This is a genomic window from Mesobacillus stamsii (assembly GCF_030814065.1).
GTDB lineage: Bacteria > Bacillota > Bacilli > Bacillales > Cytobacillaceae > Mesobacillus > Mesobacillus stamsii.
In genome coordinates, this window is sequence record NZ_JAUSUN010000012.1 from 1 (window position 1) to 24,705 (window position 24,705).

Consider the following 24,705-nt stretch of genomic DNA (forward strand, 5'->3'; position numbering starts at 1 on the left):
GTCGAAATGTTTCGAATTATATATGGACATTATAATCGACTAATTCTGGACAGGCAATACCGTCAACTTTCGGAAATTTAAGAGTGTCATAAACACTACTACATTATCAGTATCTTTTGTTATATAAGTAGAATTATTAGATTTATTTCTGTTACGGTTGAGTTCTCTCCCAGCCATAATATCTTCAATTGTGGCGAATGGTAATATATCATTTGGAAAATAATCGGATGTGTTCAAAAATTGCACACCTGCAGTAGCCATTAATCGGTATAAGAAGCGATAATAATTTGTATTATTATTTCCTTCAAAAGGAAGGAAATAAAAGTATATATTCTTATCGGTATTAGGGTCGGCGTAGTACCTTACTAATGAAGTCGGGAAGCTTTGGAAATATGCATTACGACCATCGACTGCTAAGTCAGGGACTAAAACGTATGAACTTGAACCGTTATATTCTAATAAAGCAAGTTTACCAACATTTACATCATTAATAAAATCAACAGTAAAGGTATCAATACCTGTAATTCGTAGACAAATATCCTTTAAGATTTCATTCGTTAGAAAGTCAGAATAATGGCTAGTGCTTTTTTGATAATTATTGTTAATAATGAAATGTGGTAGATTAGATGTCTTCATATTTTCTAACAATCACTTCCCCTTCATACCCCTTATGGAATTTAATTCTATTAAATCATAATTGACTTTTTAATCCATTTTTTAATTCGCGATTTATTTTCCTTTTATGCTCAGGAACGTTCACAAACTTAACATTGTTAGCGTTAATTGCTATTTTGATATATAAGTACTAGCTCCAAATTGCCATATTAACATCATCTAAGGATTCATGAGTAAAACTTGAAGAAGATACTAATTTGTCATAATTTATAATCAAGACCTCATTTCTCTTTCGACCAGGAATACCGGGTATATTTATTAATCTGTAACCTCTATCTTCAATCCAGGATTTTAATTGATAATTAACCTCTTCCTTATGTTCAAGTACATAAGAAATCATGAACTTAACTTTATTAAAATTTAGATAATCAGCAAATTCAAATAGTCCTTCTTCGTAGGTCTCGTTCCAGCCTTTAAATCCTCTTTTACCATCATTATAAGTTCCTGTTGTTAATCTGTATGGCGGGTCCATATAAACAAAGGTATCTTTATTAATTTCACTTTTTAATTCAGTATAATCACAGCTTTTAAAAATAACATCTTTTTCTTTTAATACTCTTGAGAAACTAATCATCTTCTCAAAGACTTTATCATTAAACCACCTCATACCAACAGGATTATTAAAGTTATAATTACTATTAAAACGTATTTGTTGTTGAAAGCCATATAAAATAATTGTATAGAGAAGTTTAGGGTTACGTTTTTCATATGGTAAAGAATTGTAGTAATCCCGTGCATTTAAATAGGCTTCTGAATTAGCAGCCTCAAGTCCAAATTTCTTAATAATTCTACGCATATATAAAAGATAATCATACGTATCATTTTCTTTAAATGATTCTACTAGTTCTTTAACCAAAAAATTAAAATCATTATATATTACTTTATTTGCTTTTATATTTATGCCGACATTGAAACCACCTCCAAATGCATCGATAAATGTTTCAATGTTATCAGGTAGATATTTTTTGATATCATCAATCATTTTTGACTTGCTACCAATATAATTTAGAGGAGATTCATAATTAACCTGATCATTATTCCTTTTTTCAATGAAGAATAGATATTCAAAATGGTCCTTTTTACCGTTAGACTTGAAGTTTTTATATTTTTTGTAGGATATTTTCTTACATACATACGTATCTACTTTTCCATAACGTTTTAAAGTAGCTTCAATAAAATCTTTAGACAAGAAGCCATCAATACTATAACTAAATAAAATGTACTTAGCTTTTGTTTTTGCTATGACTTTATCAAAAAGTATATGACTCTTATTGTCCTTTGACCAATCAGATCTCATAGGAGTTGTACTTCTAGAACCTGTAATCGGACTTATACTGGGGTTATCATCCAATACAAGGGTTTCCAAGATATGGTATTGAGTTCCATACTGATTTTGCGTATAAGGTGGATCTAAATATAAAATATCGCAATCAACTTCTGAAATAATGTTTTCAGTTTTATCATTATAAAAGTCTAGATTATTACGACTTGAGTTTTTTGATTCGACCTTAATAAACTGAATTGGCTTTACTGCTCGTGAATCCCAATGTTTTAAAAATGCCCCATATACCCCTGCAGTGTTTGAGACTAAGGATATAGATTCAATAAGGCAAGCTAATAGAAAGCAATATTCATCCTCAGATATAACATCTTTATTTTTCCATTGCTCAATTTTTGCTCTAAAAAAATCTATACGCCCTGCATTATGAGGACTAAAATACATTCTACTAGACCCAGCAGGAGAATAATTGGTATAGAAGAAGCCTTCTAAAATATCATCATTTTCATTAAAGTACTCAAAAGGATTAAATCCAAGTTTATCAAACTTGCAATTATGTGCACAAAGTCGCCCTCTAGTATAAATAACACTCCATGTCAGAGAATCATTGACAATTATATTAAAGTTCCCTTTCAAAGCGTCAGAAACTGAACCTGTTCCACAGAAGGCATCGAATAAGGTATAGTTTTGGTTTATTAATCCCCTTTCTTCAAGCAAATCATAAATTTCCGGTGTTATTGATTCTTTATTACCTAAATATCTCATATTTTTCTCCATTTATAAGTTTTTAGTAAATGTGTGACTTTGACTGTCTATTAAATTATCACTAATTAAATATCCTTTTTAATTTCCTTTATGATTTCAAATACATCATTGGGTGAACAATCTAGAGCTAAACATATCTTTTCGATAGATTTCATATCGATATAACCGTTCTTTCCCATCCTTGCGATTATATTTCCAGTTATATTGGCCTTCTCCTTAAGATCCATCTTTTTCATATCTCGCTCTATTAATAAACGCCATAATGGCTTATAGCTAAGCGCCATGCTATTTACCTCCGAAAAATATTGTAGCAACCTATAAAGAAAGTATATCAATATATACATTTATACACAATTAAAAATACCGTATACGAATATTTAAATAACGTAAAGGTAAAATTTGTAAGTTGATTACTAGGAATTAATTTATAGTACAACAACAATTGTTTATGAATAAAACACCATATTGTTTTAGAGAGGGACAAGGGGACAGGTTTATTGTCCCATTCTGTTTGTATATCCGATATCCTGTTAGGCTCTTTCCTGTCCCTTTTACATTAAGAGCCAGAGGACAAAATTAAAATCCTGATAAATCAATTTGTAAATAAAACCCTGTAAACAATTTGGTTATTCATATTAGAAAACGAGCGAATTTGGCTATATTCCATCCGAAATGGGGTTTGACAAATTACAAAAGATTCGTTCCACCAAGAGGTTACGGTACCAACTTCACAAGTTGGGTTTGGATGAAACCAGTATGATCAAGGGTCTTGGATTTTTGTCCGTTGGCTCTAACAAAAAAATATTTGGGATAGCTGCAGGGAATATGGTGGGACACGGTTCCTGTCCCCGCGTCCCTTCGAAAAGTAACAGAGTCTCATCTCACAAAACCAGTTTTTTCATTAGAAGCTGGGATAGAAGGTGTTGATATACCTTATTTTTCCGTTTTTCTTTATAGCATCTGGATAATTATAAACTTGTTTGAAAGGTTAATCTCCGTAAAATCAAATTCGAGTTCAATCTTGTCAATTTGACGTGGACGAGCATTTGTTCACCAAAAGGTGATCATATTGACCAAGAGCTGCAGAATTGTTTTTGCTCTTCTCTAGTTGAGGACTTATAGACTTCTACAAATTTTTCTAGTAGAAGATGAACCAATTCAGGAGGAATAACTTTTGTATCAGATTTGCTTATTTTCGTTTATAAGTCGTTCCTCTTTTGTTTGATTGTACTTTTCTCGTTGCCAGCTTGCAGCAAACGTTATTTTGCAACCTTAATCAATCTTATTTTTTCATATCATTGATATATGATTATCTACTGATATAGAAATCGTTAATATTTTTAGAATTTACGATATTTACAAAATCTTAAAGTTTATATCATTGAATATGTCAGTGACATTAGATAAGCTTTTTTTAGATCACTGATCAGGGTCGTAGTTATTAAGGATTCATCCTAGAAATCACTAGATTGAGATTCTATGTTAAGTTGTCAATGCTGCAGTCCACGAGTTTAAGAAATACGGGGGATAAATTTAGATGGAAAAAGAACAATCACCTAAGAAACCGAGTCAACTATACCTGCAAATTTCCGATAAGGTCAAAAGTATCATCCAGAGCCGCAGACTTCAACCGCATGATCCGGTACCTTCGGAGGGAGAGCTCGCGAAGTTATTTGGAGTAAGCCGGATGACGAGTAAGCTGGCACTGGAACATCTTGTTAAGCAAGGTATAGTGTACCGTCTGCCAAGAAGGGGAACGTTCCTTTCCGGACAACAAGATGAAGTTTCTTATGAAGGAGAAATACCGTCAAAAAGACAGTTACTTGCGGAGAATGAGAAACAGTATAAACAGATAGCTCTCATTGTACCACACTTATCCGATTACACTTCAAAAATAATTGAAGCTTCTGAGAACGAAGTGCGAAAGCATAATTGCGATCTTATTTTGAAAATAAGCAAGGATAAAGAAGATGAGGAACGTTGCTTGCAAAGGCTTGTTGAAGGGGGAATCGATGGGATCATTTTATTTCCCCAAGGTCGAAAGACATGCAGTGATCAGGTGATGAGATTGAAATTGCAACAGTTTCCAATAGTTATTATCGACCGTATATTTCGTGAGGTTCAGATTGACAGCGTATATCATGATCATTATAAGGGCTCTTACGAGATGACAAAGTACTTGATTGAGAAGGGACACAGGGAAATAGGATACACTTCGAACCCGATAGATAATATCACCAGCAGGGAGGAGCGGTATCACGGTTATATCCAGGCGCTGCTTGACCATGAGATTTCAATCAAAAAACAATATATACATTTTAAAAGTGCTCCATGCGATACAAGCTATATTAGCGAGAGTGATCCTGAACAGGAAACATTTATTCAGGGTAACCCGGATATGACAGCCATCATGTGTGGAGATGATTATGTCGCCATTTCAACATTATATACAGCAATGAGCATGAATATCTCGGTCCCTTTCCAACTTTCTCTTGTCGGTTTTTCTGATATCCATCTGTCAGCGTTAACTCCAATTCCTCTTACAACGGTCAGACAGGATACTCAAAAACTTGCCCAATCGGCATTTAATCTTCTTATGAAGCGGGTGAATCACTCTCTTGAGAAGCAAATTACAATCAAAATTGAAACGTGAATTGTGGAAAGAAAATCGGTTTGCGTGAATGTAAATAAATGACTCTAATATGTAAGATAGGTGAAATTAATATGAAAATCCATTTTTTAGGAACAGCAGCTGCGGAGGGCTTTCCAAATGCTTTTTGCCGCTGTGAAACTTGTCTTAAAGCCCGGGAACTTGGCGAAAAAAACATTCGTACACGAAGCTCGACAATAATTGACGATGTAATAAAATTCGATTATTCGCCTGATTCTTATATGCAGGCGCTTCGAGATAACATTGATTTTGGCATGATCGAGCATTTGCTTGTTACTCATTCACATTCAGATCATTATAATGCTTTCGATCTGGAATGCAGGAGAATGGGAATTGCTCACGGCCTTCAGCATCCGATGCATATCTATGGAAATGATGCGGTGATGCACCATACGCGTGTAGCCATCGGCCGCTTTGCAGGAAAACGGTTTGCATTCCACTTGCTCCGCCCATTCGAGACAATAGCTGTTGGTGAAATACTTGTTACTCCACTTCTGGCGGATCATGATCAAATGGAAACATGTTTATTGTATGTAATAGAAAAAGACGGAAAAAAGTTGCTATATGGACATGATTCTGGCTGGTTTCCGGAAGCGACATGGGAATGGTTAAAGGAGAAAAATTTAGATTGCGCGATACTCGATTGTACGCTCGGCAGGACAGGAAACTCACGTGACCGCAATCATATGGGCGTAGAAACCGTGCTTGAGGTTCAACGTCAATTTCAAAAAAAAAATATAGTGAAAAAAGAAGCGCAAATCATCGTCACTCACTTTAGTCATAATTCCGGGTTGCTTCATGAAGAATTAGAAAAAATATTCGAGTCATCTGGAATCGTGGTAGCGCATGACGGATTGATTTTTCACATCTAGAAGTTTCTTTCACACCATTGCCTAGGAATAGTTATCATGGGATTTTACTAAAAATAACATAAACCCTAAAGGAGATATAAGAAAATGTTTAAAAAATTTGCAGGTATTTCTTTGCTATTAATTCTGCTCCTGATGATAACGGCATGTAGCAGCGGAAATAACAGTAATGCCGAGTCGGACTCATCGAACAACACATCCACTGCATCTGTAGGGAATGAAGCGGTTAAGAATGAGAAGTTGATTGTTTATACGAATGCGAATTCCGATGGCCGTGGCGAATGGTTAATCGAGAAAGCAAAAAGCGCTGGCTTTGAGATTGAGCTTGTTGGAGCAGGCGGAGCCGACTTGGCGAATCGTTTGATTGCAGAGAAGAACAATCCAATTGCGGACGTGGTCTACGGACTGAACAACATGCTTTATGAAAATTTGAAAACAGAAAAAGTCCTGACCAAATACGACCCTAAGTGGGCTTTGGAAGTAGAGCCTGGTTTGAATGATCCGGAGGGTTACTATCATGGTCTTGTAAAACAAGCTATTTTGCTTGGATATAATCCGAATACATTCACAGCCGAGACCGCTCCAAAGGATTGGACGGAACTATACAAAAATCCAGCATTCAAGGGAAAATATGAAGCTCCAACCATGTTGGGGCAAATTACCCCACAGCTTGTAGTTGCAGGAATTCTGACCAGATACGAGGATCCGAAGGGTGAGCTCGGTATCTCCAAAGAGGGATGGAATGATGTTAAGCTTTTATTTGACAACGGTGTCGGAGCTGTTGAAGGAGAAGACTTCTATGCAAATCTGGCAAGTGGAAAAACGCCACTTGGAGCCGTAGTTTCAGGAACACTTAGCAAGAAGGAAGAGCAATATAAAGTGAAGGCAGGCATCGTAAGTCCGCAAATCGGTGTACCTATGATTGTGGAGCATGTAGCAATTATTAATGGTACAAAAAAGAAGGAAACGGCGGAACGATTTGTCGAGTGGATGGGAGCTGCTGAAGTTCAAGGGGAATTTGCTGCCAAGTTTAATTCTATGCCTGCAAATACGAAAGCAGCTGAAAACGCGAATGATTCCGTGAAGGAATTGTATTCAAATCTGAAAGCTCAGCCTATGGATTGGGAATTCATTGCTAAAAACATTGGAAAATGGGTAGAGAAAATTGAATTGCAGATCATGCAATAATCAATCTCAAATGAAGAAAAACTGCATAGTGGAGGCTTCATTATGCAGTTTTTAAAAAGAAAAAAAGGATATAGAGGTAAATATGATTACATTTAATAATATTCAAATTAACTTTGGGAGTTTCCATGCCATCAAAAACCTGAATCTGCATATTAAAGAAGGCGAGTTTTTTACCTTTCTCGGCCCGTCGGGTTGCGGGAAAACAACAATACTTCGGAGTCTCGTCGGGTTTATTGAGCCTTCGGGTGGACAAATTTTACTAAACAATAGCGATATTACCCATGTACCTATTGAAAAAAGAGGAATAAGCATGGTATTTCAAAGCTATGCTCTATTTCCTACTATGAATGTTTATGAGAATATTGCTTTTGGGATGCGTGTCAACAAGGCTTCGAAGGCTATTGTGGATCGGGAAGTGAGGGACATAGCACAGAAGGTGGATCTGAAGGAGGACCAACTTTATAAAAAAGTATCAGAATTATCAGGTGGCCAGCAGCAGCGGGTAGCTATTGCCAGAGCCTTGGTTCTGAAGCCGAGTATTCTGGCGTTGGATGAGCCTTTATCCAATCTGGATGCCAAGCTAAGAAACCAATTAAGAAATGAGCTAAAAAAACTTCAGAAGAAGTTCGGGATTACGACAATTTATGTTACTCACGATCAGGAAGAAGCATTAACATTATCTGATCGAATTGCTGTGTTCAACAATGGAATCGTGGAGCAAGTCGGTACCCCACAAGAAATCTATAACCAATCCAAAACAGAGTTTGTTTGCAATTTTATAGGGGACATTAATAAGATTGAACCGCTTATTATCGAAAACAGTCGATTGAAGGATTTTTTAGATCCTCAAAAAAAAGCATATATTCGCAATGAAAAAGTAAGCTTGCTTCCCCTCACTGGTTCCGATGTAGTACAAATGAAAGGGACTATCATTGATCAGGAGTTTTATGGATTATACAGTAAGTATTTAATAGAAGTTGAAGGCGGAGGAGTACTAAAGACCATAGAGAAGGAAAGTGGGCTAACCCTTAATAAAGTTGGCGAAGTCATTGATATAAATATAAATATCAGTGATATTCTTCAATACTAAGGGAAGGAGGGGAGTTTATTGAGTATAGAAAAAATAAAAGAGAAACTAGCAACCATTAATCCGACTACATTCATTTTTTATGGATTAATTGCCTGGTTTGTTGTTGCCTTTCTAATCTATCCAAACATAAATATTTATTATGAGATCTTCTTTAAGGATGGAAAACTATCCTTCAAAGCAGCTGAGAAGCTCTTGTCATCGGAACGTGCTATGAGAAGCTTGTATAACAGCCTTATTCTGGCAGTATCACTTGTTTTTACAGTGAACATTGTTGGCATAACTTTAGTACTGATCACAGAGTATTTTGATATCAAGGGCACGCGAATATTAAGGCTAGGGTATTTTACAACCCTTATATATAGCGGTGTCGTATTAGTTTCTGGTTATAAATTCGTATATGGTGAAAATGGCTTCATGACCAAACTCTTGGTTAATCTATTTCCTTCCTTTGATACGACATGGTTTCACGGCTATTGGGCAGTTCTTTTCGTAATGAGCTTTGCAGGTACCTCAAATCATGTCCTATTTTTAGGTAACGCAATTCGTAAAATTGATTTTCAAACAGTAGAAGCAGCAAAAAACATGGGAGCTTCCACTTTTTATATCTTATGGCGGATTGTACTTCCGGTCTTGAAGCCAACGATATTTGCTTTGACGATTCTTACCTTTTTGACAGGCTTGGCAGCAACATCCGCTCCTTTGATTTTGGGGGGGACAGAGTTTCAAACGATTACACCAGTGATCCTAACATTTTCAAAAAGTGTAACTTCAAGAGATTTAGCCGCACTATTGGCACTCGTTCTCGGTCTGGCTACATTAGCTTTGTTGACCATTATGATCAGATTCGAACAAAAAGGAAACTTCATGTCAGTTTCTAAAGTAAAATCGGAATTGGTCAAGCAAAAGATCAGCAATAAGCTCGGAAATATTGCTGTACACATGCTGGCGTACTTCCTGTTTCTCCTTTATGCCATTCCAGTCGTTCTAATTATTATTTTCTCGTTTACAGATGCACATAGCATAGCTACGGCAACGTTGAATTTTAACAGCTTCTCCATGAGTAATTACATGAATGTATTCTCCAACTCATCCGCATTAAAGCCTTACCTAGTTAGCATTGTGTACGCCGCTACAGCATCAGTAACCGTTGTAGTCTTAGCGTTGATGGCATCGCGAATTTTACAAAAGTTCAGGAACAAGTGGACGGTCATCCTTGAATATGCGCTTCTGATCCCCTGGATGTTGCCGTCGACCTTAATCGCAATTGGACTCATAGTAACATTTAATACACCAAGAATGATTATCGGAAATTCTATATTAGTTGGTACAGTCTGGATGCTATTTTTCGCCTATGTAATTGTACACATTCCCTTTACCTTACGAATGGTGAAAGCGTCTTTCTTTAGTCTAGACACCAATCTTGAAGATGCTGCCAAAAATTTGGGTGCCAAGTCTTTCTATACGTTCACAAAAGTATTGTTACCGATTATACTCCCGTCAACTCTAGCTGTTTTAGCTTTGAATTTCAATGGTATTTTGGCAGATTATGATCTTACAGTATTCCTTTATCATCCTTTATACCAGCCTCTTGGTATTGTTATTAAGAACAGTACGGATGCCCAGGCTCTGTCTGACACTAAAGCGTTGACTTTGGTGTATTCTGTAATCTTGATGATCATGTCTGCTATTACTTTATACTTTGTGTATGGAAGGAAAAGCAGGACTTGAAAAATGGGCACACTCACCTTATATAAACTGGACCTTGTAAAACAGACACGGATAAAAAACTACCTATCCGTCTGTTTTACAGGGTTTTTTGTCGTATTATTATTCTATATCGTGAAACGAGGGTGATTTTATGGGAGAGCATAAGGGACATGGGGACAGGTTTATTGTCCCATTCTGTTTGTATATCCGATATCCTGTTAGGCTCTTTCCTGTCCCTTTTACATTAAGAGCCAGAGGATAAAATTAAAATCCTGATAAATCAATTTGTAAATAAAACCCTGTAAACAATTTGGTTATTCATATTAGAAAACGAGCGAATTTGGCTATATTCCATTCGAAATGGGGTTTAACAAATTACAAAAGATTCGTTCCACCAAGAGGTTACGGTACCAACTTCACAAGTTGGGTTTGGATGAAACCAGTATGATCAATGGTCTTGGATTTTTGTCCGTTGGCTCTAACAAAAAAATATTTGGGATAGCTGCAGGGAATATGGTGGGACACGGTTCCTGTCCCCGCGTCCCTGTTCCAACCGAACGGGTTACACAGAAACAGGAAGCGGGCTTTTTGCACTTCAATATAAAGGAGAGAGAAAGCTTCTGCTTATCGCAGATAGCATCTAAGTAATGCGACACTATTTTTTATTCCATATGAAGATCATCATTTTTTTTTGGAACTGCAAGAGAACTCATATTTATGTTTTTTAACTACATCCAATAAAGTGTAACCAAGAATAAACGAAATCACAGTTAAGAAGTATCTGGATGTTAAAGCTATTGAGTCCAAGAAAAGAAATGACGCAATTATATCTAATGGTCTTAAGTTATTAAAGGAAAAAAAGATAAAGAGTGCCGGTAACATAATTAAAAACAATCGAACCCATTCAACCTTCCAAACACCTTCAGTTTTTAAATGCGAAACGAAAGAAGGGAGTTTAAATAATAAGCCATTAATGATTGATAAAAGTATAAAAACAAATGTAGAAACTTCAATAAGGTCCTTGCTTAAGTAATTCGCAATATTGTAAAGAACAATAAAATACACAATACCATAAATAATTTTAAATACCATATTATTCCTCCTTAACATCAAGCGTTGGCGAAATATCCGCCAACGCTTGATTAAATTGTTTCTTAGAAAGTATCTACTGCTGTCTGACTTGTTTGATAATATCCATTATAATATCAATCTCCTGCCCATCTAGCCATAGTAATGCTTGTGTATTTTAACACTGGGTCGTGATTAGCAGGGAACGAGTAGTCTGTCGGCCCCCAAGTGTAATAATAACTATTGTTGGTGTCTTTCCAACCTACACTTATATACTTATTGAAGTTTTTAGCGGACCCCAGACTACCTGCGCAATAATACACTCCGTGAAATTGATAGTTAAACTTTGCGTTTTTTACAGAATACTTAGACTCCACTCGCCAATATTGAACCTGGTTCCAAGTTAGCTGAACGAAGGTTCTTGAGTCTTTTGAGTATGTCTTCCACTCATGCCAGTATCTAATACCAACTTCATAAGTATTTGGCGCGTACTCAAAGGCCGGCCCTTTAAAAATAACACCATTTTCCGGACCAGGACAAGCTTCTGCTGAAATCGAACCATCATTTTAAGGTTTTTCAAGAACCGTAATCCTATTTTCACGAAGGTCTTCTGCGGTGATTTGCCCTGTTTTTAATAATTCCGCTACATGTTGATTTGATTCAGTTACATCAACTTCTTTATAACCCTCTTTTAAATACATAGCTTTTCGTTGTTCAAACTGATCGTTATAATACGCATCATCTGGCTTAGGATCTGGAACAAATTCCTCGTTTTTTTGAGCAGAAACACTAGAGGACAACAAACTCAACAGCAACACGAAACAAAGGAAAAGTACTGTTTTTTTCAAAAGAATAACCCCCTAAATTATTTGCACATCCTCAACTGTTAACAACTTGGAAGTTGGTTTGTATAATTAATGGTAAAGAAGAAAATCGGAAATTTCAAGGAAATATATGAATCTTTTGAACTAATACCAATTTTCCCGAGTTTTTATAAGAGTTATAATCTGGGTGAGATCACACTTACATACAATATCTAACTTCCGTCAATAAGTGGACCCTTAGTAGTTAATGACCAAAAGACAGCACAAAATCGCTTGTCCTATCCCGAAATAGACAGGATTGTTAATATGAACCTATCCAATTTTATATTTAGTCAGGAAAGGGGAAGAACAAATGAAGTCATATCATATCAGTGACAACGTCTAGATGGAGTCGGCTGTCTCTATCTAGGGGAATATCGGAAGCTCGATAAGTCTCAAATTCTTAGGCTTGCATCTGGTGATTATATACAGGGACATGGGGACAGGTTTATTGTCCCAATCTGTTTGTATATCCGATATCCTGTTAGGCTCTTTCCTGTCCCTTTTACATTAAGAGCCAGAGGACAAAATTAAAACCCCGATAAATCAATTTGTAAATAAAACCCTGTAAACAATTTGGTTATTTATATTAGAAAACGAGCGAATTTGGCATATTCCATTCGGAATGGGGTTTAACAAATTACAAAAGATCGTTCCATCAAGAGGTTACGGTACCAACTTCACAAGTTGGGTTTGGATGAAACCAGTATGATCAAGGGTCTTGGATTTTTGTCCGTTGGCTCTAACAAAAAAATATTTAGGATAGCTGCAGGGAATATGGTGGGACACGGTTCCTGTCCCCGCGTCCCTTCAGTAAGTTGATTGAGGATATCGAGTATGCCAATGATATAGTAAAATCAGCAAATCAGAAGAGACCATTATTTATTAGCTTTGAAAGTGAGGAGAAGTTTAGATCAGGAATTTTTACCAAGTATCCTGTGGAACTAGATGTTGTACTAAGTGCGCTAAATGATTTAAAAAGTCATCCGAGGATAGAGATTAAGGATAAGAATAGTGGAGATAGCCTGGAAACAAGATTAGAATTCTTCTACAACAATGAGCTTATTATGGAAGGGACAATAAGCCAATTTAGAGAGATTATGACTAATCCTAATAACCCAAATGATAAAGATCCTAGATTGGGTTTAGGAGATCGTTTTACGTTGGATGAATTCCCTAAGGAAGGAGATTCAACTGTTGTTAGGGTAATGAAGATGACTACAAAAACAAACCAATTAAACGGTAAACCTGATACTATTCAATATTATCTTGAACCTTATTTAAGTTAAGAGTAATTGTGTATTTTTGTAATGGTTTGAGAAAAAGTATGCTACTGTGTCAAATATGTGTAAAATAAAGATAAATAATATGAAAAATTTAACAAGAGAGGAGGAAATACTTAAATGAAGAGCAAAAGTGAGATAATGGATATAATCAACAAGTTAGATGATCATATAGCAGATGATTTTGAAGCTCAAGACTTGGACTTCAAACAATGGAATGATAGAAGTAGAGAAGATAATGTAAAGACAATGATTAGTTATGCTGTTTGTATGGCAAATGGTGGTGGAGGTAGTGTTGTCTTTGGTGTTGCTGACAAGGTCAAAGGTAAGGATTTAGCTCTGAAAGGAATACCTTTTGATATTGACGCGACAATTCTTCAAAAAAGGATTTACGAAAAGACAGATCCACATATAACTCCGTCTTTTGAGGATCTGTTTGTTCAGGATAATAAAATCAGGCTATTGATTATGCATATTTTCCCTGGAATGCCCCCACACACAACTACTGATGGTGCAGCTACTATTAGGCAAGGAAAAGATTGCTTACCATTTACCGGAACTTTAAGACGACAAATGGTAGACATAACCGGTCAAATGGATTATACCGAAGAAATAATCTATGAAGACTGGAAAACACTTTTTTCACATTCGGCAATGGAGCGTGTACGTGAAATTATGTCACGGGAAAGGGTAGATGAAACGCTAATATCTTTAAGTGATGAAGATTTATTAACTGCTATTGGTGGACTAAAAGGTCAACACTTAACTAAGGGAGCGTTACTTTTAGTCGGAAAACCTGAAGCAATCTCAAAAATTATCCCTCAACATAGATGGTCATTTAGGAAGATGATAAGTGATACTGATTATTCCCATCGCGATGACGGCACTCAGCCTATTCCATTAGCCTTATATGAGTTAGAGCGCTTTATCTCAGTTGATAATCCGCTTGTTACTATAGAATCAGGCTTGGTGCATCCAGAGTTTAATACCTACCCTACAATTGCATTACGAGAAGCACTTTTAAATGCGTTTGGTCATAGAGACTACAGAATGTTGGGTACAGTTATGCTTAAGCAATATAAAGAACGTTTAGTACTAACTAATCCTGGTCAATTTATTGGTGGGATAACACCACAAAACATATTACATCACCCGCCTGTAGCCCGAAATAATCATTTAATGGACTTGTTGGATAGATTGAAGCTTGTTAATAGGTCAAATCTGGGTGTTAAGAGAATATTTAAATCTCTACTTATTGAAGGAAAAGAGCCTCCACTGTATAGAGAAGTGGGCAATAATATTGAATTAACGTTTATTGCATCACCATTGGAGCAATCTTTTCAAAAGCTAGTTCAACAAATTTCAATGAAAGGTGTTCCGGTTGAGGTAGATCATTTACTTATACTTCAATATTTAATGCGTCATGAGCAGATTGATACAAGTACTGCTGGATACATTACTCAAAGAGGAACAGAGCAGGCAAAAGAACTTCTCAGTGGGCTTATGAAAAACTTTGATTTAATCGAACCAATTGGTCGAGGCAGAGGAAGGTATTACACTCTATCACGTTATGCTTATGGACTTTTACAGGATAGTTTAAGATATGAACGGCAACAACATCTAGATAAAGAAGCTGTAAAGACCCGAATACTATCTGTTTTAAAAGATAGAGACTTAACGAATGCAGAAGTACGTCAAATAACTGGAATGGATAGACGACAAGTGAATGCAATAATAAAAGAAATGGCATCAGAAGGTGTAAAAATAGTAGGGCACGGACGAGGAGCCAAATATACTATTAATAAATAAAATGTACAGAAATGACAAATAAATGTACATTATATCATTAAAAAAGTACGAAATTGGAGCCATTTAAGTGAAAAATATACAAATAAATGTACAAATAAATGTACATTAAAAACAAAATGGGAGAGGATATTTTCCTCTCCTTTATTAGTAAATCTTATTTAGTTTACCCTATCCCACGTTACGGTGAACCGTACCATAAGTAAATGAGGCTTTCTCCTGCTAAAAATAAAATACCAAAAATATGCAATTATTGAGTAAAAACTTGCATTTTTTCGGGTGCTTCTATTGAACACTAAGTAAAATCAGCCTCCTTTAACCTTGAAAATGTATAAATAAATAACTGGTAAGAATAGAATTTACTTTCTAATACTTGCCAGTTATTTATTTATATCTAATGTAAGCATATCTATGTTAATAATCGCTTTTATTTCCTGTAATAAATCCAAGCCGATAATACCGTCTAAATTGAAATCATAGTTCATCGCACCAACTTCTAAGGTAAAGCTCTGTACTTCCATATTACCAATTTTAATTGAATTAACCGTTTTAGAGAAAACAAATTCTGAACCTCCGACCCCACTGATACGATAAATAATATCGTTTTCTTCAGCAATGATGCCAATTTTCTCGGCTAAGTCAGTCGAAATAATCGTACTTCCTGAACCTGTATCAACTAAAACCCGTTGTAAAATGAGTTGTTCACCCCTAAATGTTAACTCCATGTCTGTAAGGAGTAATCCATTATCCACAAATAACTTCTTCATTATTTTCTTATACCTACCCATTTTTTCTCAATAATATTAGGGTTCTTTCGATTAGTATGGAGAACATATAACTCACGAGTAGGGTCCTCACGGTGAATTTCTTGATACGCTCGCATTGCTTCAGGAGATGTTGTAAACTTTTTCAAAGGAGTAACTTCTTCCAAAATTCGTTCACTTTGCTCATTTGTATAAGCTTGTACTGCCTCAATTAATACCCATTGTTCCGGAAACGCTTGGCACACGTCTTCCCATTTCATTTAAGTCACCTCCGAATACTTTAATAATATTTTATCATTTACAGTAAGTTTTTTGTACATTTACCATTCTCCGACAGAAGACTCCCACCTCAAGGAACATGTAAGGCGGTAGCCCAGTGAGTAAGTGGGAGATGAATGTCGGTTGGCAATAGCCAAAACCTTCCACCTACGAAATAATAGGAACATATATTCTCACCAAGGGAGGTGGAGGAACCATGTTAGTCAACAGAGACAATAAATTCCTTATCTATCCAAATAAAAAACAGGTTGAACTGAAAGCGGTATATGAAAGAGGGACATGGGGACAGGTTTATTGTCCCATTCTGTTTGTATATCCGAGATCCTGTTAGGCTCTTTCCTGTCCCTTTTACATTAAGAGCCAGAGGACAAAATTAAAACCCTGTAAACAATTTGGTTATTCATATTAGAAAACGAGCGAATTTGGCTATATTCCATTCGAAATGGGGTTTGACAAATTACAAAAGATTCGTTCCACCAAGAGGTTACGGTACCAACTTCACAAGTTGGGTTTGGATGAAACCAGTATGATCAAGGGTCTTGGATTTTTGTCCGTTGGCTCTAACAAAAAAATATTGGGATAGCTGCAGGGAATATGGTGGGACACGGTTCCTGTCCCCGCGTCCCTTTGTTCATTTTTATCAACATCCTTTACATTAATATAGCCTTTCTAATTAAAAAAGAAAGGAAAAGTAAATGTAACGAAAGCCGCCCAAAGTCCGTAAACTGGCAAATACTTAGTGACCGCATCTTGGATGGGTGAAGGTCCGGTCTTGTTTTGTAGAAAACGCATATAGGAGACCATAATCCAAATAAGATTTCCCCAGATAAGTATGTTTACACCTAAAACAGCAAGTCTGTTTGGTGTAATCCCATAAGAAGAAAGTCTGAACACGATGGCTGACAAAGCCACACTGTCAATGATAAGCGCAAGAACAATTAAGGAAAAGTTTATATAATCAGAAATGTTCTTTTTCTCGTCTGAGTCGCTTTCGGTAATGGAAAATATGGTAACGGCCAATACACCAAGGAGTATTCCGTTGAAGGCTATCAGAAAGTTGCGGTCCAAGAATGGATTTTTTCCGATCCATATCACCGTTATAAGATAGACCAACAATGTGACCAGGACAAGAGGACTAAAAATTTTAGCTATATATGGTGTAATATTCTTAGCAAGTTTAAGATTCATTGATACCAGGTATGCGGCCACAATAGCGAGAGCGGCAGCACCAAATAAAACGATATTACTAAAATAGAATTCTTCTATATCCAAGCCAACAATGCTAAATAACTGCATGGTTAATGCCGCTAGCACCATTCCGCTAACTGCCATGCTGGCGTAGAGAATAAAAAATTCCAAATTAAATTTAATATAGGCTAATCTTGTACTGCCTTTTGAATATTCGTTGCCTGTAAATGCAAGCCCCACCAATGCCCATAAGAATATGGGAAGGTGTAAATAAGCAAGGATAATACTGTCTTTATAATTTAATGGTAGCATATTAAGATAATACCCGGAAATTAGGAACAACGCTGCAAGGGAATAAATAACACTCTTTTTCGGAGTATTATTGTAAACAAAATAGGCAGCAATAAAGGGAATTATACCAAAAGCCAGGTTAATTGGAGCAATTGCTTCCTGTTCGACAAAATGGAAAATGATTCTGGTGCTTATCCCGGCCAGAATGGCTAAAATGCCCATGAATAAGAAACCTTTTTGAAGCAAGGGAGATTTTTCTGAATGTGCCGTCTCCTTGAAATGCAATCTTTCATACCAAATACCAAGAACCTGAGAATCAGGATTTTGTTCCCATGCGTCTGAGAATGACTTTTTAAAGGCTTTGGGGTCATTTCTAAACATTTTCTCCAGCTCATGGGGATTAGCAATATTATCAACAATTAAATTGGTACTGTCCATGATTATACCTCCCTCGTATATTGTCAAACTAAGACCTACTTTCCTCAACAATGATTATTAATCGTCACTTTTGTATTCTAAAATATCTCCAGGCTGACATTCTAATGATTTGCAAATCGCCTCTAGAGTTGATAATCGAATCGCTTTTGCCTTTCCATTTTTCAATATAGAAAGATTCGCCATCGTGATGCCAACCTTCTCCGAAAGTAACGTTACGCTCATTTTCCTTTTAGCCAGCATCACATCAATATTGATTATAATTGCCATTGGTTTCACCTCATATCGTTAAATCATTTTCTGATTTTATATCGATGGCATTTTTTAATAGCTTTTGAAGAACAGCAGCAAAGACTGCAATCATCATTGAAGCAAAAGGAACAACCAAACCGACAAAGATAACACCTGGGGCGTCGTCTTTCTCCGCAAAGAGATAGAAGAGTGGCAAGACTAGCACATGCAAGGTACTGATTGTGATGGCACAGAATTTGATATTCCTCAAAGAATATACAGATAATTGCGAGAAAGCTTTATTTTGGTCAATATAGCGTAAAAGTTTAAAAGCCTGATACAAAGCAAAGTAAAAGGGAATCGCCGATGCATCAAAAACGATAGTAACGAGGTATTTGATCAAATCAAACTCTGGTAGCAATTTTGCTGCAATATTACCTAGCTCAGGTACCAAAAAGATGCATAAAGCAAGAACTGGAATGCCCATAAGAACAACTGCTAACTTTAAAAATAGTGTTTCAGGTTTCATGAAAAACACCTCTCATAAGTATTGTTTATTAGATATTAACATGATATTTATTGCTAAACAATAAATTTTTATTAATTTTTATAATATTTTTGTTGTTAATAAGTTATTAAGGTGAAAATAAAAAGCATTTCTCTTTACAAAGAAATGCTCTAAAGGGTGTATCTCATGAGCCTCAGTTGAATTACTGTTAATCACTAAAAAAAGCTGACTTTTTGTTTAAAAAAATGAGCCGCAAATGAGGTTTTTTTGTTTTTTCTAAAAGTAAAATTCCAGCCGATCCTAATTTAATAGGAAAATTAGGCTGGAATTTTATTTTATGGAGAGGTGCTGTTTTGTTATTAGAATACATAGACTTTCTAAATGAATTGCTTTTACTTATCTTAATATTCTCCTTTTATAACAAAAAACGAGCCCCGAATGGTTCCAGCTAGTTTAGACCTCTGCCTAGCAAACTTAAACTTCCCTTCCAATTCTTTCGGCACCTCCATCCCCTCAGAAAGCTTAAAACCAACGGCGCGCTTCTTAGGGTCATCAACCGTATACATGACGTTTACCGAAAGACCATCTTCATAAAAGACGTAGGCCCATTTAATATGTTCTACTTGAAAACGCGATGTTTCTAAAGGTTTAGCAGCAAAGTCCATATTACGTTCCTCTTTCAAAATTTGGTTCACATAATCAATGGTCTCCTGGCTTTCACTAGCCTGTACAACCGTAAATTCATGCTTGTATTTGTTCAAAAAATAACGGGCTTCATTAGCGCGTAAACCAGCAAGTGCATCAGAAACGGACGAAGTCTCTAAACCAACGGTGGACACATTTTTAAAATCAACGATATAGGACAACTCCATCTCCCCTTTTATTTCCTAACAACAGGAATCCACATTTCACCAAAAAATGAGCCATTTCGCAGTCCCATCTCAACCGATGCATTTGGTCCGCCAACATAGGCAAAATCATTTACTTCAGGCAAAACTTGACCGAAGGCAATGCCAGTAAGCATATTGTTTAACTCTTCTGATGTCTCAGCTTCCCCTTTTACAACTAGGTATTCGCCTTTAGGAAATTGAATCACTCTGGATGCTTCCGGTAATGTTGCATCAGTCATGACGCCAGCATAATGCATCATCTTGTGATTGACAGCTTCATTTACAGCAAAAGTATAGTCATTTAATGCTATAGCCTTTAACATGTCAAGCCTGCCATCTTGTTTAACTGCTGACCAAAAGTCAGCCTTTTCCTTGCTTATGCCAGCATAGTCAGTGTAGTCGCTCTTAAGTTCAATACCAATACCCAAAACGGTAAAGCTGTCTTTTTCTTCTAGAGTATAATTTGAAAAATTACTAAGCCTCATCTCAGAAAACCAGCAAGATGACCTTGTTCTTCTAAATCAAATCCTGCTTTTTGAAGGGACTAATCCGAATAATCCCGACCTGCTTGATTTGTCAGATCTTCCCCATCCGATATTAGAGAAGCTCATCCAGATCCTACTTTTGGATATCACTTTAATGATTACGATCAAAGAAGGGAATGCGATTAATTCTTATCCAATTTATCTCTTGTACCTTTATCGTGAGTCCAAAAACTATTGAATGTTAGAGTAGTGCTCTTTAACAGATGGGAGAAGGTTAATGGATTGAATTAGAAGTCCTAGGAAGATGTAGAAAACATGAATAAACGCAACTCCTTGAATCATATACAATTCGACTGTAATCCAAATAGGGAATAATGGGGACATTATTAAAAATAATAATCAGACGAGGTACTGGCAAGAATAGAGTTTATTTTCTAATTCTTTCTGTTACTTATTCCTATCTAATGTAAGCATACCCATGTTAATAATCGCTTGCATTTCCTGTAATAATTCCAAGCCAATAATATCGTCTAAATGGAAACCATAGTTCATCGCACCGACTTCTAAGGTGAAGCTCTTTACTTCCATATACCAATTTCCCCATTTTTTCTCAATAAGATTCAGATTCTTTCGATTAGTATAGAGAACATATAACCACAAGGAGGGTCGCGTTGACATTTATCATTCTCAGACAGAATACTCCCGTCATGGCACATGTAAGTCGATAGCCCAGTGAGTAGGTGGGAGGAACCGATTGTGCAAATAATCGTTTAGGTCCATAAACAAGGAGAGGATCGACCTCTCCTTGTTTATTTCCCCTTATTTTTTTTGTGTGTCTGCATAGACTGCCATTGTATCGCGCATGAATGTCGCTAAGCCGTCACCGAATTGATCAATGTTTTTCGTGAATCGCTCGTCATCTACATACATTTGCCCCAACCCTTTGAAAGCCTCAAGAGAGTAGTTCCCGATTTTGTTTAAGAACTGATACCACTCATGAATCCCTTCTTGAGCCTCTTTGGAATCAGGTGAGAGATGGCGAAGAGAGGCGAGGTTACGATAGATTTCATTGAAATTTTCCTGGTCGGATGCAGTCATGTTTTTTGCGTTTTCATTTGCTTCATCAACTGCTTTATCTCCCCATTTTTTTCTTGCTTCTTGTTCATATGGATTGTGGCTGAAATCAAAGCCTTCGAATTTTTCTTGATTAGACATTTGTATTTCTCCTTTCGACTGTTGAATGGTTTTTTCGATAGTCCCAATCATCTTATCGAGCCGGCTCTTTTTTTCGAGAAGCATTTTATGCTGCAGTTCCAGGGCTTCTTGCCGGTCAAAAGATGGGCTATCAATAATTTCTTTGATTTTCTTTAAAGGGAAGCCAAGCTCTTTAAAAAATAAGATTTGCTGCAGGGTCTCGAGATTCTCGTCAGAATATACCCGATAGCCAGCCTCAGTGGTTTCCTTTGGGATTAATAATCCAATTTCATCATAATGATGTAGTGTGCGCACACTAATACCCACTAGATCGGCAACTTCCTTCACTTTCATCTTGTTTCGCTCCCTTCAAAAATTACTATAAAGCATCACGCAACGTGAGAGTCAATAAGAATAAAAATTATTATAAATTTAACTAACCTTTTGGGGGCAACGCTCATTTAACGACATCTATCGAAAAGATTCGGGGTGACGAGGGTCATAGTTGAAGTTATAAGTTATAATAGATGGGACGATTTTGAAGCTAAAATCAGATAATTACATTTGCGAGGTGATAGGAAGATGAAGAAAATAGTGATTGACTCTTATAACTTAGACAGAATTTCAACTAGGATGGCTAAAGATTTCGGAAGGATTCCAAATGGCCATGAAGATCAATATGCATATACACTTTCTTCAATGGAAGGGAATTTGCTGAAACTTCATCGCCAAGATCCCAGTCGAACAGGTTGGCATGCATTAACTGCTATTCGAATGGCATTACTAACGATTGACGCTTATCTCAAACAAGTAGAGAACGATTTCAGTCATCATGTGACTCCGGAAAATCAGTCTTTTTTATATGGACTTCTAATGAGCTTTGATCCCTATACCAATAACGAACTTTACGAAATACTAATGGAAAAAAACCCTAATTTTGAGTCTCGAGAATATTTTGGTACATTCATTAAATGCTTGTTAAGAATTGAAAAATCCATTGAACTTTGGACAAAAAGATCGGGGCAAAACGGGTATTTTGTGTTTATTGAAAACCATATGGGTCATTTGATTGATCAGGATGATAAAATGAATTTTTCTATTATGGTTCCACTTGTTGACTCGAGAGATTAACTATTGGATGAAGAATTCTCCATTGGAAAAACCGCAACTAAAATAGTTTTCCGTATTTCCGTTTGTTTTGTAAACGTTTTAAGTTATTCAACCGATATATTTACTGTCAATCGGTCGAATAATTTTCTTCAAAGGAGAGTCAGCCAGGTGAAATCGCTAAAAGGAAAGTTAATCAGTATGTCTTTGTTATTGCTAGCTATTCCTAGTCTCATTATAGGAACGGTTGGGTATGTTACTGCCAAAAATAGTCTTAATGAACTTGGGCAAACGAATTTAAAAAACGGTGTTGAGATGGCCATTCAAATGATTGATTCACTCGATCAAGAAGTAAAAGCAGGGAATGTTTCCATAGAAGAGGCTCAAGAGAGAGTAAAAACGTATTTAATCGGACCTAAAATTGGAGATGGGAAAAGGGAAATTCACACTCCGATAGACATAGGTGAAAACGGATATTTCCTTGTCTACGATGAACAAGGCCTTGAAGTTGCACACCCTACAATTGAAGGGGAAAATGTCTGGGAAACAAAGGACGTTGATGGAAACCTTATTGTACAGGAACAAATTAAAGTGGGAAAAGCAGGAGGCGGATTTTATTCATACAAATGGGCTTTGCCTAATGACCCAAATAAAGTAGCGGAGAAAATAACATACAGTGAGCTGGAACCTAATTGGGGTTGGATTGTCAGTGCCGGCACTTATAAGAAGGATTTTAATGCTGGGGCAACTCACCTTCTTACATTGCTGGGAATTACCCTTGGTGTTGCTTTACTCATTGGCAGCATCATCACCTATTTATTTTCCAAGCATCTTGCAGATCCAATCATTGCCATTACAAATCAGGTGAACGAGGTGGCAGAGGGCAATCTTGCTATAGAAATAAAGGAGATGAAACGGAAGGATGAGATCGGTTCACTTGTGACGGGATTCTCCCTGATGATCACTAGCCTGAAGGGATTGATCGGAAAAGTAGAACAATCCATATCCGAAATCAGTCTAACCTCTGATAACCTGAGTGCCATTTCTGAAGAGACAACTGCATCAGGGGAAGAAATCGGACGGGCCATCGAAGAAATTTCTAGAGGGTCGATTCAACAAGCATCCGAGACAGAAGAAACAAACCAAATTACCTTATCATTAGCCTCACAAATTGAAAACTTAAATACAAAAAACAATCATATGTTATTTGCTTCAAAGGACGCTCAAAACTCAAATACAACTGGTTTGGCATCTGTAGAACAGTTAAAATCGACTTCTCAGCAAAGTCATGTGCTAATTTTTGGAGTTCAAGAAGTCATTACCGGACTTTTAAATAAAGTAAAAGACATCGAAACGATTCTTGGAACGATCAATGAAATTTCAGCTCAAACCAATTTATTAGCTTTAAACGCAAGTATTGAAGCTGCTCGAGCTGGTGAACACGGGAAAGGATTTGCGGTCGTAGCCGAAGAAGTAAGAAAACTGGCAGAACAAACATCATCTGCAACAGAAAATGTCAGGCTAACATTAGCAGGCATTAAAAATGAAACAAGTATTGTTAACAAAGAAATGGAAAAGACAGCTGAGATAGTCAGTGAACAAAATGATGCCGTAAAAGGTACCGAAGCTGCATTTAAAATGATTGCTAACTCAATAGATAAAATTAATCAGGCAATCGAGGAAGTTAATGACGAAATGAAAGATCTTACTTCGGCTAAAGAGCAATTTACAACTTCGATCGAGCAAATAGCAGCGATTAGCCAGCAAACTGCCGCTTCTACGGAAGAGGTAACTGCATCAGTGGAAGAGCAGCAAAACGCAATTCAAGTCGTATCACAGTCAGCCTTATCGTTAAACGACGAAATTTCCGATTTAAAAAAGGCAATAAAGTATTTCAAACTATAGAATCAACAAAAGAGACAGCTAATTAGCTGTCTCTTTTGGTTGATGTCAATTTAAGACTAATAGTTACCTATTCGGAAGGGTTGGGGTGCTGGAGTTTCTAGAAGAATCACCTTAGCCAGTACTCAAAATAGTAGGATTAAGTTATCATGAAGAATAGTGTATGC

General features: G+C 36.5%; 24 protein-coding genes and 1 pseudogene. 11 read left to right on the forward strand and 14 right to left on the reverse strand.

Annotation, left to right across the window (positions count from 1 at the left end; genetic code table 11):
- Positions 1-39: 39 nt before the first annotated feature.
- From J2S25_RS10975 to J2S25_RS10985, 3 genes are all read right to left on the reverse strand, one after another.
- Entirely contained in the window at positions 40-648 is a 609-nt protein-coding gene (locus J2S25_RS10975; RefSeq protein WP_307191890.1) for a hypothetical protein, read from the reverse strand.
- Positions 649-805: 157 nt separating this feature from the next.
- Complete coding sequence (locus J2S25_RS10980) at positions 806-2,719, reverse strand: DNA adenine methylase (RefSeq protein ID WP_307191891.1); 1,914 nt, start codon at positions 2,717-2,719, stop codon at positions 806-808.
- A gap of 65 nt (positions 2,720-2,784) precedes the next feature.
- On the reverse strand, positions 2,785-3,003 hold the full coding sequence (locus J2S25_RS10985) for a helix-turn-helix domain-containing protein (protein ID WP_307191892.1): 219 nt from the start codon (positions 3,001-3,003) through the stop codon (positions 2,785-2,787).
- A 1,253-nt stretch (positions 3,004-4,256) separates the two neighbouring features.
- Here J2S25_RS10985 and J2S25_RS10990 point away from each other — a divergent pair.
- The 5 genes from J2S25_RS10990 (at position 4,257) to J2S25_RS11010 (ending at position 10,265) form a co-directional block, all read left to right on the forward strand.
- Entirely contained in the window at positions 4,257-5,372 is a 1,116-nt protein-coding gene (locus tag J2S25_RS10990; RefSeq protein ID WP_307191893.1) for a GntR family transcriptional regulator, read from the forward strand.
- Between the two features lie 71 nt (positions 5,373-5,443).
- Complete coding sequence (locus J2S25_RS10995; protein ID WP_307191894.1) at positions 5,444-6,262, forward strand: MBL fold metallo-hydrolase; 819 nt, start codon at positions 5,444-5,446, stop codon at positions 6,260-6,262.
- An 84-nt stretch (positions 6,263-6,346) separates the two neighbouring features.
- Entirely contained in the window at positions 6,347-7,447 is a 1,101-nt protein-coding gene (locus J2S25_RS11000) for an extracellular solute-binding protein (RefSeq protein ID WP_307191895.1), read from the forward strand.
- 82 nt (positions 7,448-7,529) lie between these two features.
- A complete protein-coding gene (locus tag J2S25_RS11005; protein ID WP_307191896.1) occupies positions 7,530-8,537 on the forward strand; it encodes an ABC transporter ATP-binding protein in 1,008 nt (335 codons plus the stop codon).
- A gap of 18 nt (positions 8,538-8,555) precedes the next feature.
- A complete protein-coding gene (locus J2S25_RS11010; RefSeq protein WP_307191897.1) occupies positions 8,556-10,265 on the forward strand; it encodes an ABC transporter permease in 1,710 nt (569 codons plus the stop codon).
- Positions 10,266-10,925: 660 nt separating this feature from the next.
- Here the strand turns inward: J2S25_RS11010 and J2S25_RS11015 are convergent.
- Together J2S25_RS11015 and J2S25_RS11020 are read right to left on the reverse strand one after the other, a co-directional pair.
- Positions 10,926-11,336, reverse strand: coding sequence for a hypothetical protein (locus J2S25_RS11015; protein WP_307191898.1), 411 nt, complete (start codon positions 11,334-11,336; stop codon positions 10,926-10,928).
- 542 nt (positions 11,337-11,878) lie between these two features.
- A complete protein-coding gene (locus J2S25_RS11020) occupies positions 11,879-12,160 on the reverse strand; it encodes a hypothetical protein (protein WP_307191899.1) in 282 nt (93 codons plus the stop codon).
- 833 nt (positions 12,161-12,993) lie between these two features.
- Between J2S25_RS11020 and J2S25_RS11025 the strand changes: the two genes are divergently transcribed.
- Positions 12,994-13,464: a hypothetical protein gene (locus J2S25_RS11025; RefSeq protein ID WP_307191900.1), complete on the forward strand. Its 471-nt coding sequence runs from the start codon at positions 12,994-12,996 to the stop codon at positions 13,462-13,464.
- A 114-nt stretch (positions 13,465-13,578) separates the two neighbouring features.
- Positions 13,579-15,267 carry an RNA-binding domain-containing protein gene (locus J2S25_RS11030; protein ID WP_307191901.1) on the forward strand — a complete coding sequence of 563 codons (1,689 nt, stop codon included), beginning with the start codon at positions 13,579-13,581 and terminating at the stop codon, positions 15,265-15,267.
- Positions 15,268-15,644: 377 nt separating this feature from the next.
- Here J2S25_RS11030 and J2S25_RS11035 read toward each other — a convergent pair whose 3' ends face one another.
- Positions 15,645-16,031 carry a retropepsin-like aspartic protease gene (locus tag J2S25_RS11035; RefSeq protein ID WP_307191902.1) on the reverse strand — a complete coding sequence of 129 codons (387 nt, stop codon included), beginning with the start codon at positions 16,029-16,031 and terminating at the stop codon, positions 15,645-15,647.
- Positions 16,031-16,288 (reverse strand): hypothetical protein, encoded by a 258-nt coding sequence (locus tag J2S25_RS11040; RefSeq protein ID WP_307191903.1) that lies wholly within the window; start codon positions 16,286-16,288, stop codon positions 16,031-16,033. Before J2S25_RS11040 ends, J2S25_RS11035 begins: the two co-directional genes overlap by 1 nt.
- Before the next feature lie 215 nt (positions 16,289-16,503).
- Between J2S25_RS11040 and J2S25_RS11045 the strand changes: the two genes are divergently transcribed.
- A complete protein-coding gene (locus J2S25_RS11045; protein WP_307191904.1) occupies positions 16,504-16,638 on the forward strand; it encodes a hypothetical protein in 135 nt (44 codons plus the stop codon).
- 338 nt (positions 16,639-16,976) lie between these two features.
- Here J2S25_RS11045 and J2S25_RS11050 read toward each other — a convergent pair whose 3' ends face one another.
- From J2S25_RS11050 to J2S25_RS11070, 5 genes are all read right to left on the reverse strand, one after another.
- Positions 16,977-18,224, reverse strand: coding sequence for a DUF4153 domain-containing protein (locus tag J2S25_RS11050; RefSeq protein ID WP_307191905.1), 1,248 nt, complete (start codon positions 18,222-18,224; stop codon positions 16,977-16,979).
- 57 nt (positions 18,225-18,281) lie between these two features.
- The gene (locus tag J2S25_RS11055) at positions 18,282-18,491 is read right to left on the reverse strand and encodes a helix-turn-helix domain-containing protein (protein ID WP_307191906.1); all 210 of its coding nucleotides are present in this window, start codon (positions 18,489-18,491) and stop codon (positions 18,282-18,284) included.
- A 10-nt stretch (positions 18,492-18,501) separates the two neighbouring features.
- Positions 18,502-18,981 (reverse strand): DUF2975 domain-containing protein, encoded by a 480-nt coding sequence (locus tag J2S25_RS11060; RefSeq protein ID WP_307191907.1) that lies wholly within the window; start codon positions 18,979-18,981, stop codon positions 18,502-18,504.
- A gap of 380 nt (positions 18,982-19,361) precedes the next feature.
- The gene (locus tag J2S25_RS11065) at positions 19,362-19,826 is read right to left on the reverse strand and encodes a DUF8821 family protein (protein ID WP_307191908.1); all 465 of its coding nucleotides are present in this window, start codon (positions 19,824-19,826) and stop codon (positions 19,362-19,364) included.
- Positions 19,827-19,840: 14 nt separating this feature from the next.
- Complete coding sequence (locus tag J2S25_RS11070; protein WP_307191909.1) at positions 19,841-20,335, reverse strand: GyrI-like domain-containing protein; 495 nt, start codon at positions 20,333-20,335, stop codon at positions 19,841-19,843.
- Between J2S25_RS11070 and J2S25_RS11075 the strand changes: the two are divergent.
- Positions 20,316-20,570, forward strand: a pseudogene (locus J2S25_RS11075) (helix-turn-helix transcriptional regulator); the annotation flags it as partial. The gene J2S25_RS11070 and the pseudogene J2S25_RS11075 overlap by 20 nt on opposite strands.
- A 212-nt stretch (positions 20,571-20,782) precedes the next feature.
- Here J2S25_RS11075 and J2S25_RS11080 read toward each other — a convergent pair.
- Both J2S25_RS11080 and J2S25_RS11085 read right to left on the reverse strand, forming a co-directional pair.
- Positions 20,783-20,923 carry a hypothetical protein gene (locus J2S25_RS11080; RefSeq protein WP_307191910.1) on the reverse strand — a complete coding sequence of 47 codons (141 nt, stop codon included), beginning with the start codon at positions 20,921-20,923 and terminating at the stop codon, positions 20,783-20,785.
- Positions 20,924-21,154: 231 nt separating this feature from the next.
- On the reverse strand, positions 21,155-21,883 hold the full coding sequence (locus J2S25_RS11085; protein WP_307191911.1) for a MerR family transcriptional regulator: 729 nt from the start codon (positions 21,881-21,883) through the stop codon (positions 21,155-21,157).
- Between the two features lie 228 nt (positions 21,884-22,111).
- Here J2S25_RS11085 and J2S25_RS11090 point away from each other — a divergent pair, with 228 nt between their 5' ends.
- Both J2S25_RS11090 and J2S25_RS11095 read left to right on the forward strand, forming a co-directional pair.
- Complete coding sequence (locus tag J2S25_RS11090; protein ID WP_307191912.1) at positions 22,112-22,660, forward strand: hypothetical protein; 549 nt, start codon at positions 22,112-22,114, stop codon at positions 22,658-22,660.
- A 147-nt stretch (positions 22,661-22,807) separates the two neighbouring features.
- Positions 22,808-24,541, forward strand: coding sequence for a methyl-accepting chemotaxis protein (locus J2S25_RS11095; RefSeq protein WP_307191913.1), 1,734 nt, complete (start codon positions 22,808-22,810; stop codon positions 24,539-24,541).
- The last annotated feature ends 164 nt before the right edge of the window (positions 24,542-24,705 follow it).